Origin of the sequence: Oryzomicrobium sp. (assembly GCF_021287045.1) — a bacterium.
GTDB lineage: Bacteria > Pseudomonadota > Gammaproteobacteria > Burkholderiales > Rhodocyclaceae > Oryzomicrobium.
Map to the genome: position 1 here is coordinate 62,286 of NZ_JAJTBG010000007.1, position 15,743 is coordinate 78,028.

Sequence of the window (15,743 nt, forward strand, 5' to 3'; positions counted from 1 at the left end):
GGTGAGGTTGCAGGGAGGCCGGTCAGAAATTCCAGCGGAGTTTGACCGAAGCCGTCTGGTTGTTGAAGCCCTCGCGCAGTTCCAGGTCGTAGCGGGCGGTGACTTCCGGCCCGTTCTTGAGCGACTTGGAGATGCCGAGGCCGGCCCGGGCCAGCCAGGGCTTGGGCGAGACGCCGTAGGTGACGAACGACTGGCCGGGTTCGCCGGCGAAGGCCGAAGTCATGGCGGCGCGCTTGCTCAGGGCGTCGTAGCCGACCCCCAGGTTGCCCATCACCGCCAGGCCGTCGGCCAGCTGATGGCTGACCTTGCCGTCGGCGGCCAGCAGCAGCTGGTCCGTGGTGCGGCCATCGACCTTGAGGTTGAGCGCGTCGGCGCCGTGCTCGGTATATCCCGCATCCCGGATCCAGGTGTAGTCGGCGCGGACCGACGGCAGCCAGCGGGTCTGCTCCCCCAGGGCGTAGGACCAGCCCAGGCCCACGCCGGCGTGGGCGGTCAGGCTGTTGTAGGTGGACCGGGCCGTCTCGCCCAGGAAGCGGATCTGCCGGCTTCCCTCGTTGCGGTTGTTGCCCACATCGACCTGCCAGTTGATTTCCCGGGTCGCATCCAGGCTGTAGCTGCCGTAGCTGATCAACTGGTACAGATCCACCTTGGCGCTGTTGGGCGCCACGTCCGACTGCCCGGTCACGCTGGCGTTGGCATAGGCCAGGGCAAAGCCGACCCGGGTGCGGGCGGTGACGGAGCGGTCGATGCCGAGAGCCAGGCCGGCGGTGGTGGCCTTGTAGCCGGCCACGCCGCCCGAATTGTCCTGGCGGGCCCAGGAGCCGAAGGGCTTGGCCCACACGTTGCCGTCGTTGAAGAACTCCTCGCCGGACGACAGGCCCCGGTTGGCCTCGATGCGGGCCTGGATCACCCGGTTGACGCCGGACAAGGCCGAGTTGGCGGCGGCGATGCTGCTGCCGGTGAGCAGGGGCAGGGTCTGGCTGACCGCCTGGGAAACCTGCTGGGTCGTGCTCAACTGGCCCAGGGCGGTGCGCACGCGGGCCCAGGCCGGGTCGTTGCCGACGACCACCTGGTCCAGCACCCGGGCGGCGCCGAGGCCGGGGGTGTTGTTGTGCTCCTGGGCGCTGCCCAACACGGTGGGGCCGCCGTTGTCGCCCGCCGCGACGATCTTCAGGCCGAAGTCGTTGGCGGCGTAGACTCCCTTGAAATCGTACAAGGCCGAATTGTCGCCGACACCGGCGAATTGGCCGCTGACCCCTCCGGTGGCGTGGATCACGCCGGTGAGGGTGGAGCCCACCGTGAGGGTGGGGGTGCCGATCACGTTGACGTACGCGACGCCGCCCAGAGTGGCGGAGCCGGACACGTTGATCTTGCCGTAGTTGGTCATGCTCGCCACTGCCGGGCTGAAGGTACCGGTATTGACGAGGTTGCCGGTGATGGCGGCGGTGCTGCCCTCGCCGATCTTGAGGGTGCCGTTGTTGGTGAAGCTGGAGACGGTGAACTGGTTGCCGTTCTGCAGCGTGTAGACCGCCCCGGAATCGACGAAGGTGGGGGTGTTCGGTGCCACCACGTCGCCGACGAACAGGGCCGTGTCGTTGCCTCGGATGTGGATGCTGTCGAGGGAGGACGTGCCATCCACGTTGATGGCGTAATTGCCGCCGCTGATGGTGCCGCTGTTGGTCAGGCCGCCCGAGATGGCGCCGTTGTCCACGACGGCGATGCCCGTATCGCTGCCGGCAATGGTGCCCGTGTTGGTGATGCCACCCGCCAGCAAGCTGGTGGGAAAGCCCGATGCGGAACCCACCTTGATGGCAACGTTGGCGCTTTCAATGCGGCCGTTGTTGACGAGCCCCCCGGTCAGCATGCTTCCCCAGTCCAGCCGGATCGCCCTGCTGTCGCCGTAGATATAACCGTTGTTGACGATGCCGCCGTTTACCGCCGCGCCATTGCCTAGGCCGATGCCGTAGTAGCCGCCGGTGATGGTGCCATAGTTGGTGATGCCCTGGCCGATCTCGCTGGCAGCATGTGCGCCGTCGTCAAAATAGCCGACGACGATACCCCCCTTGAGGTCCGTCCCCTGTCCGCGAATGAGCTGATAGTTAGCGATGCTGCCCGTAAGGGTGGCCCCTTCGATAAGGATGCCGGCTCCAGAGCTTGTGTTGTCGCCGGCAATCGTGCCGCCGTTGATGATGTCACCATGGACCACGGTATTGCTGGTCAGCGCGATACCGCTGATTCCACCATTGAGAGGGCCAAAGTTCGTGATGTTGCCTCCCAGAGAGGCGTTTTCGAGGCGGATGCCTGTTCCGTCATCGAGGGTGCTGATGCGGCCGAAATTAATGATGCCGGCGACGGAACTGTTAAAGACACCGATGCCAAAGCCGCCATGGCCGACGTCGATGGTGCCGGTTTCGGCGTTGAGGATTTCGTCATGCACGAAGGCGCCGTTCCGAATGCTGATGCCACCGCTGAGGGAGGTGCCGCCATCGTTGATGACGCCATAATTTGCAACACCGCCACCACCGCTACCAATGGTGGCGCTATCGATTGCAATGCCCGTGCTGTTGTCTCCGCCAAGCTGGATGGTGCCGTAGTTGTTGACGCCGTAGTTTACGGTGCTGCCGTCCTTGACATAGATGCCCACCATGCTGCCCATCGTGCCGTTGCTATCCGGCGCGGCAACGATGGTGCCATTGTTGGCGATACTGCCCTGGACGGTGCTTGTCCAATCGACGACGATACCGCCGCCATTGTCCCCCGTCATGGTGATCCGGCCGGTTGAGCTATTCTGGATGTTGCCAGAAACCGTGTTGTCCATCCGGATAAAAATACCGGTATTGGCATTGATTTCGCCATTGTTGACGATATTCCCCTGCACGGAGGAGCCTTGCTCGATGCGAATGCCGGCGCTGTAAACGTCGTTGCCGGTAATGGTGCCCGAATTGGTGATGTCGCCGATGATGGTGGATTGGGCGCTGATATGAATCCCATCCCCATCCTGGCCGGAGATGGTTCCACCTGCCTCGTTGGTGATACCGCCGTTAATCACGGCCTGGAAAATGTCGATGCCGTTGTTCCAGGCAGAGATTTGGCCACCGGCCTGGTTGGTAATGCTGCCGAAGAGGCTTGGGGCGAACTGGCCGTAGGGGGTGCCGCCATGGATGCCGATGCCTGCTTGAGTGCCGCTCAGCGTCCCGCTGTTGGTGATGCCGCCAAAAATCTGGCCCTGGCTTTCCACCCGGATGCCGTATTTGCCGCCGCTGATTTCGCCGCTGTTGGTCACGCCATTGTTGATCGTGCCCCCTGCCTGGACTTGGATGCCTGCACCGTGGTCGCTGATGATGACGCTCGTAGCCGAGTTGACCACGCTGCCCACGGTGCCGGCATTGACCATGATGCCGTTGGTGCCAAGGGAAGACCCATCGAGAAACATGTGGGAAACAATCAGCCCGTTGTTTTGCAGGGTGCCGCTGAGGGCGTGCCCAGGTCCGATGTTTATACCGTTACCATTGAGGCCGCTGGTTTCGATGGCGCCTCCGTTGGTGATGTCGCTACCCGAGATCACCTCGACGCCGGGGCCATTGTTCGTACTGGGCGCAACCGTGCCGGAGATTTCGAGGCAATGGCCGTTATCCAGCACCTGGGTGGAGCTCGAGTAGCCCGTTGCATCACAAGCTGCCAGGGCCTCGCCCCCTGCCAGGGCCAACACTGCAGCCGCTACTGCTGCCGTCATGGTGCGGATGCTGGAGGGCCTCCCGCCGGTGGCGGCCTTTTCGTGGGCGACGACGTAAGCCCGGCGTGCCTGGCTCCAGACGGTACTGTGGATTTTATTCATGACGGCCTCCCCGCAGATGTGACGATTCAAGCGGGGGAGGGTAGCGGGATTTGCTTTTCTGAAACTGAGCAAATCTGAGCAAATCCGAGTGGAATATTGCGCTCGCAGCAATGCGCGCTGCGGCGGCCCAGGGCGGGCCGTTCGTCAGGGTGGCCGGAGCGTCGCGGCTTCGGTGTGGGGGGCGGGAATCGCGGGAGTTGCGGCCGGCAGACGGCCCCGTCGGGGGGGATGGGCCGCGTCAATGCTCAGGCCGTTTTCGCCACCTATGGGTGGCGAAGGCAGCGCTCGCCTTTGGTTGGCAAGGGGGATGGCATGCTCCGGCGCATCGCAGCCTTCCAGATCAGGGAAGGCACGATGCGCGCGGCGGGATTACAACACCACCGCCGGATTCAAGGTATAGCGCACGGTAAGGCTGGCCTGGGCCAGGATGTGGCCGGCCATGGCGTCCCGGGCCTGCTGGCCGGTGAAGCGGCCGCTCACCGCCAGGCTCGGCACGTCCAGGGCGAACAGGGTGAACACATAGCGGTGCGGCAGTTCGTCGTTCCACGGCGGGCAGGGGCCGTCGTAACCGAAGTAGTCGCCGCTCATGTCGGCGTCGCCGGCGAACCAGCCGGTGTAGTCGTTGAGGCCGTGCCGGGCGCCGTGCAGGGTAGCCGGGCCGGCCTTGCCCCGGGGGGTGACCGCGTGGCTGAACTCGCCCTCGCCGATCTGGGTCAGTCCCGCCGGCAAGTCCACCAGCACCCAGTGGAAGAAATCCACCCGGGGCAGGCTGGCGGGCACGGTGCGGCCGGGCTGGTTCACGTCGTCGCCCTGGGAGGGCACGTCCGGGTCGTGGCAGATCAGGGCCAGGGAACGGGTGCCGGCGGGCACGTCGCGCCAGGACAGCTGGGGGTTGCGGTTACGGCCCAGGCAGACGTGGTGCGCCGGGTCCGGCAGGCAGAAGGCGAAATCGCCCGGGATGGGGGCGCCATCCACGAGGCTGGTGCTGGTCAGTTCCATGGGCGGAATCCTCCGAATGGTGAACCGTGGGCCGGGGCCGGCGGGGGCGGGCCGTGGCTTAAGCCTCGCCCCTCACTCCGCGCCGCGGCGGCGGAAGTCCCTCATTCTAAAGCCCAGGGCGAACAAGGTGGCAAAGTAGGCCAGGACGCCGCCGCACACCAGCAGCACCAGGCGCACCAGGCGCTCGGCGCCGCCCATGGTCAGCCAGGCGGCTTCCGGGCCGCTGCCGACCCACAGGGCGGCAGCGAGCACCGCCAGGGCGATAGCCAGCTTGGCGGTGAACGGGCGCCAGCCGGCCTGGGGGGTGAAGATGTCGTGGCGGCGCAGACCGCGGTAGAGCAAGAAGGCGTTGAAGCAGGCGGCCAGGCCGATGGACAGGGCCAGGCCGGCATGTTTGAGGTGCCAGATGAAGGCCAGGTTCATCAACTGGGTGGCGGTCAGGGACACCAGGGCGATCTTCACCGGGGTCTTGACGTTCTGCCGGGCGTAGAAGCCCGGGGCCAGCACCTTGACCAGGATCAGGCCGGTCAGGCCGACGCTGTAGGCCACCAGGGCGGAACGGGTGGCCAGCACGTCGTGGGCGCCGAAGGCGCCGTGCTGGAACAGGGTCGAGACGAGGGGCACGCCCAGCACCGCCAGGCCCACGGCGGCGGGCAGGGTGAGCAAGAGGCACAGGCGCAGGCCCCAGTCGAGCAGGCGGCTGTATTCGTCGTGGTTGCCGTCGGCGTGGTAGCGGGACAGGGAGGGCAGCAGGATGGTGCCCAGGGCCACGCCGAGCATGCCGGAGGGAAACTCCATCAGCCGGTCGGCGTAGTACAGCCAGGACACCGAGCCGTTCTCCAGGAACGAAGCGAAGATGGTGTTGATGAGCAGGCTGACCTGGGACACCGACACCCCCACCACCGCCGGGGCCATCAGCTTGAGCAGGCGGCGCACGCCCTCGTCGCGGAAGCACACCAGGGGGTTGATCCACAGCCGGGGCAGCAGGTCCAGTTTCTTCAGGGCCGGCACCTGGATCGCCAGTTGCAAAAAGCCGCCGATGAACACCGCCCAGGCCAGGGCCAGCACCGGCGGATCGAAGTGGGGCGCGGCGAACAGGGCCATGACGATGAACGAGACGTTCAGCATCACCGGGGTGAAGGCCGGCAGGGCGAAGCGGCTCCAGGTGTTGAGGATGCCGGCGGCCAGGGCCGTCAGGGACATGAAGAAGATGTAGGGGAAGGCGATCCGGGTCAGGGTCACCGTCAGTTGCATCTTCTGCGCGTCGTCGGCGAAGCCCGGGGCGGACACCCAGACCACGTAGAAGGAGCCGGCCATGCCGATCAGGGTGACCAGCAGCACCACCAGGGCCAGGGCGCTGGCGACCCGGTCTACCAGGAGCTTGGTGGCCTCGTGGCCGCGCCGGTTGCGGTATTCGCCCAGGAGCGGCACGAAGGCTTGGGAGAAGGCGCCCTCGGCGAACAGGCGGCGCAGCAGGTTGGGCAGCTTGAAGGCGACGAAGAAGGCGTCGGTGGCCAGCCCGGCGCCGAAGGCCCGGGCGATGGCGAAGTCCCGGGCGAAGCCGAGGACGCGGGAAAGCAGGGTCATGCCGCTGACCGTGGCCAGCGCTCGCAAAAGGTTCATGGGAAGCGGGGGGCGTTTTATGGGCGCCCGGGCCGGAGCGGCAGGGGTGCGGGGGGCCGGGCGCCGGCCCCGCTCCGGAGCGGGCAGCGCATCTTAGCAGCCCGCCGCCGTTCCCGCTGCCCGGCCGCCTGCCGCCGCAGCGGCCGGGGCGCTCAGTCCGTCAGCCCCTGGCGGCCCACGTAATCCCGGGCGAACTGGTAGGCCACCCGGCCGCTGCGGGCGCCCCGCTCGGCGCTCCAGGCCAGGGCCTCGCGCCGGGCGGCGGCGGCCTTGGCGCCCTTGGGGCGGCTGCCCAGGTGTTCGACCCAGTGCAGGGCGATGGCCAGGTATTCGTCCTCGGAGAGGGGGTAGAACACCAGGCGCAGGCCGAAGCGCTCGGCCAGGGATATTTTTTCTTCCACCGCGTCGCCGGGGTGCAGCTCGCCGCTGCCGTTGTCGGCGCTGTGGTAACCCAGGTTGTCGCTGGCGTTCTCGGCCACCAGGTGGCGGCGGTTGGAGGTGGCGTAGATCAGCACGTTGTCGCCGGGGGCGCCCAGGGAACCGTCCAGGGCCACCTTGAGGGACTTGTAGCCGGTGTCGCCGGCGTCGAAGGACAGGTCGTCGAGAAAGAGGATGAAGCGCTCCGGCCGGTCGCGCAGCAGCTCGATCACGTCCGGCAGGTCGTCCAGATGCTGGCGGTCGATTTCCACCAGGCGCAGCCCCTGGCGGCGGTGGCGGGCGACCATGGCCTTGACCAGGGAGGACTTGCCGGTGCCCCGGGCCCCGGCCAGCAGCACGTGGTTGGCCGGCAGCCCGGCGACGAACTGGGCAGTGTTGCGTTCCACCAGTTGCTGCTCCCGGGTCAGGCCCACCAGCTCCGGCGCGGCATCCAGGGCGTCGTCGCGCAGGGCCTCCAGGCTGCCCAGGCTGCGCCGCCGGCGCCAGGCGAAGGCGCAGGAGGCGTTCCAGTCGGGGGCCTGGGGGCGGCCGGTGAGAAAGGTTTCCGCCAGGTCCAGGATGCGGTCCAGGCGCAGCAGGGTGTCGTTTGCCATGCGCTCCACGTTGTGCTCCGTCGTTGCGTGGGAAGAAGAAAAAACCCCCGCCGGAGCGGGGGAAGGGGGGTAGTTTAAGGGAACTGTCAGCCGCCGCCGGGCAGGGTCGCCGGCCCCATGACGAGGTCGGGGAACCAGGTGGCGATGCCGGGGAAGAGGCAGAGCAGGGCGACGGCGACGAACATCAGTCCGACGAAGGGCATGACGCCCCAGATGACGTCCTTCAAGGGAATGTCCGGCGCCACGTTCTTGATGACGAAGATGTTGAGGCCCACCGGCGGGTGGATCAGGCCCATCTCCATGACCACGGTCATCACCACGCCGAACCAGATCAGGTCGAAGCCGGCGGCCTTGAGCGGCGGCAGGATGATCGGGGCGGTCATCAGGATGATCGACACCGGCGGCAGGAAGAAGCCCAGGCCGATCACCATGGTGAGGATGGTGGCGAGCAGCACCCACTTGGAGAGTTGCAATCCGACGATCCACTCCGCCGCCGACTGGCTGATGTGCAGGTAGCTCATCACGTAGGAGTAGAGGAGGGACATGCCGATGATGAACATCAGCATGGTCGATTCCTTGAGGGTGCTCGACAGGATCGGGGTCAGCTGGCGCGGGCGCCACAGGCCATAGACCAGGGCGATCAGGCCCAGGGCCAGCACCCCGCCCAGGCCGGCGGTCTCGGACGGCGTGGCGTAGCCGCCGTAGAGGGCCACCATCACGCCGATCAAGAGCACCACGAAGGGCAGCACCCGGGGCAGCATGCGGGTCTTGTCGGCCAGGGTCATGTTCAGCTCGTCCAGGTAGGCCGACTTCGGCCCCCCTGCCCGGTAGACGTCCAGGGCCTGGTTGTATTCCTTCTTGTAGCGCCAGGCCGCGTAGCCGGCGAACAGGCCCACCAGCAGCAGGCCCGGACCCACCCCGGCGAGGAACAGGCGCCCCAGGGACTGCTCGGCGGCCACCGCGAACAGGATCATGGTGATCGACGGCGGCAGCAGGATGCCCAGGGTGCCGCCGGCGGCGATGATCCCGGCGGCGAAGCCCGGCGAATAGCCCCGGGCGCGCATCTCGGGGATGCCGGCGCTGCCGATGGCCGAACAGGTGGCCGGGCTGGAGCCGGCCATGGCGGCGAACAGGGCGCAGGCGAACACGTTGGCGATGCCCAGGCCGCCGGGGATCTTGTGCATCCAGGCGTGGATCGCCGAATACAGGTCGGCGCCGGCGCGGGACTTGCCGATGGCGGCCCCTTTGAGGATGAACAGGGGGATCGACAGCAGGGTGATGCTGGCCATTTCCTCATAGACGTTCTGGGTGACCGTATCCAGGGCGGAGCCGGGCATGAAGAAGAACATGAAGACGACGGCGATCAGCCCCAGGGCGAAGGCGATGGGCATGCCCGAGAACATCAGCAGCAAGGTGCCCAGGCCGTAGAGGGTTCCGACGAGGCTCTCGCTCATGCGACCTCCTTGGATGCGGCGACGTGGGAGAAATAGGACAGGGTCTGCACCAGCAGCTGGAGGGCCAACAGCGTCATGCCCGTGGCCATCAGGCCGTAGGGAATCCACAGGGGCGGCGCCCAGGCCGACGAGGTGGTCTGGCCCTCGACGAAGGCCTCGTGGAAGAGGGTCCAGGACTTCCAGGCGAAGAAGGTGCAGAAGAGGCAGGAGGCGGCATCGCAGAACAGGCGGCGCAGCCGGTCGGCCCAGGGGGGCAGCAGGCTGGCCAGGGACTCGATGCCGACGTGGCTGCGTTGTTCCTGCACGTAGGCGCCGCACAGGAAGGTGGCACCGACCAGGAGGAAGACGGCGGCCTCGTCCTGCCAGTCGGTGGGCACGTGCAGGTAGTAGCGCAGGAAGACGCTGCCGGTGAGGACGAGGGCGGCGGCCAGCAGGGCCAGCATGGACAGGCCGAGGATGGCCCGGTTGAGCCCGGCCAGCCCCCGGGCCGCCAACCCGGTCAGGCCCCCGGCCGGCGGGGGCGTTGCCGGCTTGAGGCCTTCCAGTTCGAAACCGTGGCTCATCCGGTCACCTTTTCGGCCAGTTGCAGGAAGCGGGCGCAATTGGGCGATTTGGCGGCGTAGTCCTTCCAGGCGCTGTCCCGGGCGATGGCGCGCCACTTGTCGACGGTGGCGGCGTCCAGGTCGTAGGTCTTGGCGCCGGCCTTCTGGTACACCGTGGCCACGTTGCGGTCGTCGGTCTTCACCGCGTCCAGGCCGTACTTCTCGATCTCGGCGCCGACCTGGAGGATCAGGGTCTGCTGGTCCTTGGGCAGCTTCTCGAACACGGCCCGGGACATCAGCAGCGGCACGGCCATGAACCAGAACGACTTGCTGCGGCCGGTGGTGAGGTGCTTGGAGACTTCTTCCAGTCGGAACGACAGCAGGCTGGTGGAAGAGGTGATGACCGAATCCACGGCGCCGGTCTGCATGGCGGCGTACAGCTCGTTGGAAGGCAGGGTGACCACGGCGGAGCCGGCGGCCTTGAGCATCAGGTCCACTTCCCGGCTGCCGCCGCGGATCTTCATGCCCTTGACGTCGTCCGGGGTGATCACCGGCTTGGTCTTGCTGGCGATGCTGCCCGCTTCCCACACCCAGGTGATGGGTACGGCGCCCTTGTCGAACAGCAGGTCGTTGAGGGCCTTGCCGATCTCGCCGTTCTTCCAGGCGAAGCCTTGCTCGTAGGAGGTGACCAGGCCCGGCATCAGGGCGATGTTCAGCTCGGGCACCTCGCCGCCGGCGTAGGAGATGGGGAAGAAGCTCATGTCCAGGGCGCCGCGCCGCAGGGCGCTGAACTGGGCGTTGGTCTTCATCAGGGACGAGCCCGGATAGACGTTGAACTTGAGCGCCCCGCCGGAGCGCTTTTCCACCTCGGCGGCGAAGATGCGGCAGATGCGGTCGCGGAAGTCGCCGTCGTTGCCGGTGGAGCCGGGGAACTGGTGGGAGATCTTGAGGGCCGTGGAATTCTGGGCGAAGGCATTGCCGGAGAGCCCGGACAGGCCCACCAGGGGCAGGCTGGCCAGGGTGCCGCAGACCAGGCGGCGGGTGGGGTTGAAGGCTTGAGTCATGGTCTCCTCCATTGGGATGGATGTGATGGATCGGTTGGGGTTGGGGTGGGGTGGCCGGCTGTTAGGCAGCCGTGCCGGTTTTTCCGTAGGTGTCGCGCAGCACGTTCTTGAGCACCTTGCCCATGGCGTTGCGCGGCAGTTCGGTGACGAAGTGGACGTGCTTGGGCACCTTGTAATTGGCCAGCTGGCCTTTGAGGGGCGTGATGATGCCATCGCTGGCGAGGCTTTCGTCCTTGCGCACCACCACGGCGGTGACGGCCTCGCCGAAGTCCCGGTCGGGCACACCGATCACGGCGGATTCGACCACGCCGGGCAGGGCGTCGATGGCCATTTCCACTTCCTTGGGATAGACGTTGTAGCCGCCGGAGATCACCAGATCCTTGGCCCGGCCGACGATGGTCAGGTAGCCGTCGGCGCTCAGGGTGCCCAGGTCGCCGGTGCGGAACCAGCCGTCGGCGGTGAACTCCTCGGCGGTCTTCTCCGGCTTGCGCCAGTAGCCCTTCATCACGCCGCTGCCGCGGATCTGGATGCCGCCCACCTGGTCGGCGGCCAGGGGCCGGTCGTCGCCGTCGGCGATGCGCACCTCGACCCCGTCGATGGCCAGGCCCACCGAGCCGATGCGCCGTTCGCCGGCGAAGGGGTTGGAGGCGATGATGGCCGACTCGGTCATGCCGTAGCGTTCCAGCACGATCTGGCCGGTGCGCTGCTCGAATTCCCGGTTGGTTTCCGCCAGCAGGGGGGCCGAGCCGGAGATGAAAACGCGCATGTTGGCGGCGCTGGCGGCGGTGAAGCCGGGCTGGTCGAGCAGCCGGGTGTAGAAGGTGGGCACCCCCACCATCACCGTGGCCTGGGGCAGCAGGGCCAGCACCTGCTCGGCGTTGAACTTCTTGAGGAACAGGATGCGGCTCTTCGACAGCAGGGCGCAGTGGCTGGAGATGAACAGGCCGTGGGCGTGGAACAGGGGCAGGGCGTGGAGCAGCACGTCCTTCTCGGTGAAGCCCCACAGCTTGGTCAGGGCGCGGCCGTTGCTGAGCAGGTTGGCGTGGGTGAGCATGGCCCCCTTGGGGCGGCCGGTGGTGCCCGAGGTGTAGATGATGATGGCCACGTCGTCGGGCTGGGCGGTGGCGGTGGCGAAGACGTCCGATTCGCCGGCGGCCAGGGCGGTCAGGCTGCCGCTGCCGTCATCGGCCAGGGTCAGGCAGTGGGCCACGCCGTGGCGGGCGGCCAGCTCGCTCTTCACGGCGTGGTCGGCCGGGGCGCAGACGAAGACGCGGGGTTCGGCGTCTTCCAGGAAGTATTGCAGCTCGCCCAGCTGGTAGGCGGTGTTGAGGGGCAGGTAAATGGCACCCAGGCGCAGGGTGGCCAGGTAGAGGCAGAAGTTCTGTGCCGACTTGTCCACCTGGACCGCCACCCGGTCGCCGGGCTGGACGCCCAGGCGGGTCAGGGTGTTGGCGTAGCGGGCGGTCAGGCCGAGCATGTCGGCGTAGCTGATGACCTGGCCGTCGTCGGTTTCGAGGAAGGGCGCCTGGCCGGCGTCCCGGGCGATGGCTTCGAAAGTGGCGAAGATATTGGCGTTCATGGCGTTGGGGTTGGGTATGCGGGCGTTGCGGAGCTGGCCCTTGTTATGAAAATCAGGCCAGTGCGCTGACGGTGTCGGCCACACCGAATTCGGCGTAGTGGGCGAAGTCGGCGCTGGCGTTGGTGCTGGCGGCATCCGGACGGGTGAGGATGCTGTCGAGGGAGGTCTGGGGCAGGGTGCGTACGCTGCCGCCGGGGGCGATGTCCACCGACGAGGCGGCGCCGGCGGCGGCGATGTAGATGCCGCCGGAAATCTCGCCGGCGATGCGCAGGCGCACTTCCTGCCCGTTGCCCACCCGGCGGCGCAGGGTGCGGGCGAGGTGGACCAGGTACTGGGTGAGGATCAGGGCCTCGTCGCCCAGGCGCACGCTGTGGCCGGCACAATCGAGCAGCAGTTCCAGGGGGGCGGCGGCGCTTTCGGCCAGGGTGGCGAGCTTGAGCACGTCGGCGGCGCCGACGAATGCCCGGCCCCGGCAGGCCAGGGGGCCCGGCACCGCATCGAAGCCGGTGAGGGCGGCCGGCGGCGGCGCCGCTTCGTTCAGCCCATGGCCGAGGCGCTGGGCCAGGCGGCGGCGCTCGTCGTCCAGACCGTCGGGCGCTTGCTCCGAGGCGGGCAGAGCCGCCACCCACTCGCGCAGGGCGGCGGCGTAGGCCGGCAGGGTGTCGTCGAGCAGGCGTTCGGCGCCGCCGTGGCGGCTGCGTGAACGGCCGTCGATGGCGGCCAGCACCGTGGTCCGGTCGCCGCCGCCGGCGCTTTCCAGGACCCGGGGGCCGGACATGGCGAGCAGGGTGCCCGGAGCGTAGCAGCGTTGCCCGGCGGTGAAGGCCAGCATGCTGGCGCCGCCGAAGACGTTGCGCCCGAGCAGGGAAATCATCGGCAGGCCGTCGAGCCCGGCGTCGAGCAGCTCGGTCATCAGTCCGCGCAGGGCGCCCTGTATGGGCAGGCCATCGTCGAGCCGGGCGCCGGCGGAATCGATCAGCAGCACCAGGGGCTGCCGGTTTTCCCGGGCGCGGCGGACGGCGCGGCGCAGATCGGCGCATTCGGCAATGCCGAGCACGCCCTTGTCCCGGGCCGGATCGGTAGCGGCGGCCAGCACCGGGCGGCCCGCGACGCTGCCGTGGGCCAGGCGCAGGCCGGAGGTGGAGGGGAGGGGGGATTCGGTGCCGGCGTCGAACAGGGCGGTAAGCCGCGCTGCGACGCTGGCGCCGGTGAATCCGGAATGAGGCAAGACAGTTCCTCCTTGGGGTCGGGGTTGCGTGGCGTTACCGCCGGGCACCGTTTGGTGCTTCTTATGGTTGTTCTGGTATGCCAGAATGGCGCCGTCAGTTGCCGTTGCGCGATGCGCTCTCTCTCTCAATCGGCCTGGAATCGAGGCTGTAAGGCACGGTGATCATGCCGTTCGCGGCCTTCTTTCCGATAAGGGCTGCCAGATGATTCTGAGGGCGACGCTGCACCGGTTTGGGGCATTGTTGGGTTCAATATATACCAATAATTTTTTTTTGGTATACCAAAAAATGTTTTTAGTTTTTCTTGTGGCGCCATGGCTGTGCCAGCAGGAAAAAACTGTATGATTTGCAGGTCATTTATCGGGGTTTGATGCAATGCCACAACAAGAAGGGGGCTCCCAGGCCGAGCGGATCAGTCGGGCCATCGAGGCCGACATCCTCAACGCCACCTATCCACCTGGGGAGCGGCTGGACGAGCGGCAGCTGGCCGCCCGCTTCGGCGTATCGCGCACGCCGGTGCGGGAAGCGCTCAACCGGCTGGTGTCCGACGGGCTGGCCGAACACCGGGCCCGCCAGGGAGTGTTCGTTTCGCGCATTTCCCTGGCCAGCGTGTTCGAGCTGTTCGAAATGCTGGCGGTGATGGAATCGGCCTCGGCGCGCCTCGCGGCGCGGCGCATGAAGCCGGCGGACGTGGCCAAGCTGCTGGCGGCGGCCCAGGAGACGCTCCAGGCGGCGGCCGACGACGAGGCGGCGGTCTATACCAGCGCCAACACCCGCTTCCATGAATTGATCTATGCCGGCAGCTGCAACCGCCTGCTGGAAGAATCGGTGAAACAGTTGCGCCGCCGCGCCGAGCCCTACCGGGGGCACATCCACCGGGTGGCCGGACGGCGCACCGCCACCGCCCAGGAGCACATGGCCATCGCCGAGGCCATCCGCGACGGCAAGGGCGAGCTGGCGGCGGATCTGATGTTCCAGCACCTGGACATCCACCGTCCCGAGTTTTCCGATTACGTCTTCATTCTTTCCCGCTCGGTGGAGGGCGCCCTGTCGTGAGGGGTGCCGCGGCACCGCTGCGAAAAGACGCTTGATCCATCGAGGAAAAGCCGGTATATTCCGGCCTCTTTAGCAAAACCACCCTATCTTTTTTAGGAACGAATTCCATGGCCAATAGCGCACAAGCTCGCAAACGCGCGCGTCAAGCCGAAAAGCAACGCGCCCACAACGCCAGCCTGCGCTCGACGCTGCGTACTGCGATCAAAAAGGTGCGCAAGGCGATCGACGCGGGTGACAAGGCAGCTGCTCAAGCGGTGTTTCAAGAGTCTGTGTCGGTGATCGACAGCATCGCCGACAAGCGGATTGTTCACAAGAACAAGGTCTCCCGCCACAAGAGCCGCCTGTCCGCCCAGATCAAGGCGATGGCTGCCGCTGCCTAACCGGCTCCGACAGCACGCTGCGCCAAGGCGCAGCCAAGAAAAACGGCACCCCAGGGTGCCGTTTTTTTATGCGCGTTTTCCGGGAAGGTAGGGCGCTGAGCCGGGACCCGCCGTGCTTCAGTTGGCCGGGCGCTCGCAGCCTTCCACCAGTTGCAGCTCGTTGTCGGCGGCGAAGTTGCGCAGGAAGCGGTAGGCCAGGGGTTCTATGTCGTAGAGCTGGCCGTCGACGAAGACGGCCTTTTCGCCGGAGCTGGAGCAGGGGCCGACGTAGGGGGAGTACTTCATGCGCTTTTCGGCGCCGAAGGCGGACATGACGCCGCAGAGCCGCTCTGCCCAGTCGCTGGGGCGGAACCGCCGGCCTTCGTGGGTCAGGCCGACGATGATGAAGTTGCGTGCGGTGGTGTCCGCGTTGTGATCCGTCATGGTGCTCACTTGGTGGCGCGCGTGGGGCTGTCTCCGAAGCCCTGTCCTTCCGTGCCGATCCTGCGCGCCGGGAGGAGGTGTGGGCGCTTTTTTCGATGCGGATTCTAGCAGAGTCACGCCCCTCCGGGGAGGCGCCGTTTCATCTGCCGCGAACGGCTTTTGCCCAGCAAAATGCGTTGCGCATTTCGTGACGGCTGCCTATACTCGCCTATCGCCCTGAACCGGTTAAGGTTTTTCCGTGCAACCTCTGCTCGTGACCAAATACGGCTTTCGCATTCGCACCCGGCATGGCGGGGTAGTGGACAATCTGCTCATCTACGGCCGCGACGAGCAGGAGGCGGTGACCAAGCTGCGCCAGATCTACCACGATTGCGAGGTGCTGGAGACGCGCCGCCAGGTCGGCGGCGGCCGTCACGCCGCGGCCTGCCTGGATGCCCTGGCGGAAGCCGGCTGATCGTTTAAGCACCGAATTTGATGGAGTGCCGACCCCTCTGGGCCGGCAACGTAGGATGCAGGGCCGGGACATGTTCC

13 protein-coding genes are annotated in these 15,743 nt (G+C 67.0%); 3 read left to right on the forward strand and 10 right to left on the reverse strand.

The window, feature by feature from the left end; all coding sequences use genetic code 11:
- Positions 1–22: 22 nt before the first annotated feature.
- From LWW89_RS09325 to LWW89_RS09365, 9 genes are all read right to left on the reverse strand, one after another.
- On the reverse strand, positions 23–3,835 hold the full coding sequence (locus LWW89_RS09325; RefSeq protein WP_293263708.1) for an autotransporter domain-containing protein: 3,813 nt from the start codon (positions 3,833–3,835) through the stop codon (positions 23–25).
- A 369-nt stretch (positions 3,836–4,204) separates the two neighbouring features.
- The gene (locus LWW89_RS09330; protein WP_293263709.1) at positions 4,205–4,834 is read right to left on the reverse strand and encodes a YbhB/YbcL family Raf kinase inhibitor-like protein; all 630 of its coding nucleotides are present in this window, start codon (positions 4,832–4,834) and stop codon (positions 4,205–4,207) included.
- A gap of 72 nt (positions 4,835–4,906) precedes the next feature.
- Positions 4,907–6,457: a murein biosynthesis integral membrane protein MurJ gene (gene murJ, locus LWW89_RS09335; RefSeq protein WP_293263710.1), complete on the reverse strand. Its 1,551-nt coding sequence runs from the start codon at positions 6,455–6,457 to the stop codon at positions 4,907–4,909.
- 152 nt (positions 6,458–6,609) lie between these two features.
- The gene (locus tag LWW89_RS09340) at positions 6,610–7,488 is read right to left on the reverse strand and encodes an ATP-binding protein (protein ID WP_293263711.1); all 879 of its coding nucleotides are present in this window, start codon (positions 7,486–7,488) and stop codon (positions 6,610–6,612) included.
- A gap of 86 nt (positions 7,489–7,574) precedes the next feature.
- On the reverse strand, positions 7,575–8,942 hold the full coding sequence (locus tag LWW89_RS09345) for a TRAP transporter large permease (protein WP_293263712.1): 1,368 nt from the start codon (positions 8,940–8,942) through the stop codon (positions 7,575–7,577).
- A complete protein-coding gene (locus LWW89_RS09350) occupies positions 8,939–9,505 on the reverse strand; it encodes a TRAP transporter small permease (RefSeq protein WP_293263713.1) in 567 nt (188 codons plus the stop codon). The genes LWW89_RS09345 and LWW89_RS09350 overlap by 4 nt, the downstream gene beginning before the upstream one ends.
- Complete coding sequence (gene dctP / locus LWW89_RS09355) at positions 9,502–10,548, reverse strand: TRAP transporter substrate-binding protein DctP (protein ID WP_293263714.1); 1,047 nt, start codon at positions 10,546–10,548, stop codon at positions 9,502–9,504. Before dctP ends, LWW89_RS09350 begins: the two co-directional genes overlap by 4 nt.
- A 61-nt stretch (positions 10,549–10,609) precedes the next feature.
- On the reverse strand, positions 10,610–12,127 hold the full coding sequence (locus LWW89_RS09360) for a malonyl-CoA synthase (RefSeq protein WP_293263715.1): 1,518 nt from the start codon (positions 12,125–12,127) through the stop codon (positions 10,610–10,612).
- Positions 12,128–12,179: 52 nt separating this feature from the next.
- A complete protein-coding gene (locus tag LWW89_RS09365) occupies positions 12,180–13,355 on the reverse strand; it encodes a biotin-independent malonate decarboxylase subunit gamma (RefSeq protein WP_293263716.1) in 1,176 nt (391 codons plus the stop codon).
- Between the two features lie 373 nt (positions 13,356–13,728).
- Between LWW89_RS09365 and LWW89_RS09370 the strand changes: the two genes are divergently transcribed.
- Positions 13,729–14,409 carry a GntR family transcriptional regulator gene (locus tag LWW89_RS09370; RefSeq protein WP_293263717.1) on the forward strand — a complete coding sequence of 227 codons (681 nt, stop codon included), beginning with the start codon at positions 13,729–13,731 and terminating at the stop codon, positions 14,407–14,409.
- Positions 14,410–14,516: 107 nt separating this feature from the next.
- Positions 14,517–14,789 carry a 30S ribosomal protein S20 gene (gene rpsT, locus LWW89_RS09375; RefSeq protein ID WP_293263718.1) on the forward strand — a complete coding sequence of 91 codons (273 nt, stop codon included), beginning with the start codon at positions 14,517–14,519 and terminating at the stop codon, positions 14,787–14,789.
- 117 nt (positions 14,790–14,906) lie between these two features.
- Here the strand turns inward: rpsT and LWW89_RS09380 are convergent, their stop codons facing one another.
- Positions 14,907–15,212 (reverse strand): DUF3579 domain-containing protein, encoded by a 306-nt coding sequence (locus LWW89_RS09380; RefSeq protein ID WP_293263719.1) that lies wholly within the window; start codon positions 15,210–15,212, stop codon positions 14,907–14,909.
- Between the two features lie 238 nt (positions 15,213–15,450).
- Between LWW89_RS09380 and LWW89_RS09385 the strand changes: the two genes are divergently transcribed.
- Positions 15,451–15,666 carry a hypothetical protein gene (locus LWW89_RS09385; RefSeq protein WP_293263720.1) on the forward strand — a complete coding sequence of 72 codons (216 nt, stop codon included), beginning with the start codon at positions 15,451–15,453 and terminating at the stop codon, positions 15,664–15,666.
- Positions 15,667–15,743 lie beyond the last annotated feature (77 nt).

What these genes read in the sequence shown, in the direction of transcription:
- LWW89_RS09350 (WP_293263713.1), bottom strand. Translation starts at nt 9,505, where the DNA reads ATGAGCCACGGTTTCGAACTGGAAGGCCTCAAGCCGGCAACGCCCCCG.
- dctP (WP_293263714.1), bottom strand. Translation starts at nt 10,548, where the DNA reads ATGACTCAAGCCTTCAACCCCACCCGCCGCCTGGTCTGCGGCACCCTG.
- LWW89_RS09345 (WP_293263712.1), bottom strand. Translation starts at nt 8,942, where the DNA reads ATGAGCGAGAGCCTCGTCGGAACCCTCTACGGCCTGGGCACCTTGCTG.
- LWW89_RS09330 (WP_293263709.1), bottom strand. Translation starts at nt 4,834, where the DNA reads ATGGAACTGACCAGCACCAGCCTCGTGGATGGCGCCCCCATCCCGGGC.
- LWW89_RS09370 (WP_293263717.1), top strand. Translation starts at nt 13,729, where the DNA reads ATGCCACAACAAGAAGGGGGCTCCCAGGCCGAGCGGATCAGTCGGGCC.
- murJ (WP_293263710.1), bottom strand. Translation starts at nt 6,457, where the DNA reads ATGAACCTTTTGCGAGCGCTGGCCACGGTCAGCGGCATGACCCTGCTT.
- LWW89_RS09380 (WP_293263719.1), bottom strand. Translation starts at nt 15,212, where the DNA reads ATGACGGATCACAACGCGGACACCACCGCACGCAACTTCATCATCGTC.
- LWW89_RS09360 (WP_293263715.1), bottom strand. Translation starts at nt 12,127, where the DNA reads ATGAACGCCAATATCTTCGCCACTTTCGAAGCCATCGCCCGGGACGCC.
- rpsT (WP_293263718.1), top strand. Translation starts at nt 14,517, where the DNA reads ATGGCCAATAGCGCACAAGCTCGCAAACGCGCGCGTCAAGCCGAAAAG.
- LWW89_RS09340 (WP_293263711.1), bottom strand. Translation starts at nt 7,488, where the DNA reads ATGGCAAACGACACCCTGCTGCGCCTGGACCGCATCCTGGACCTGGCG.
- LWW89_RS09325 (WP_293263708.1), bottom strand. Translation starts at nt 3,835, where the DNA reads ATGAATAAAATCCACAGTACCGTCTGGAGCCAGGCACGCCGGGCTTAC.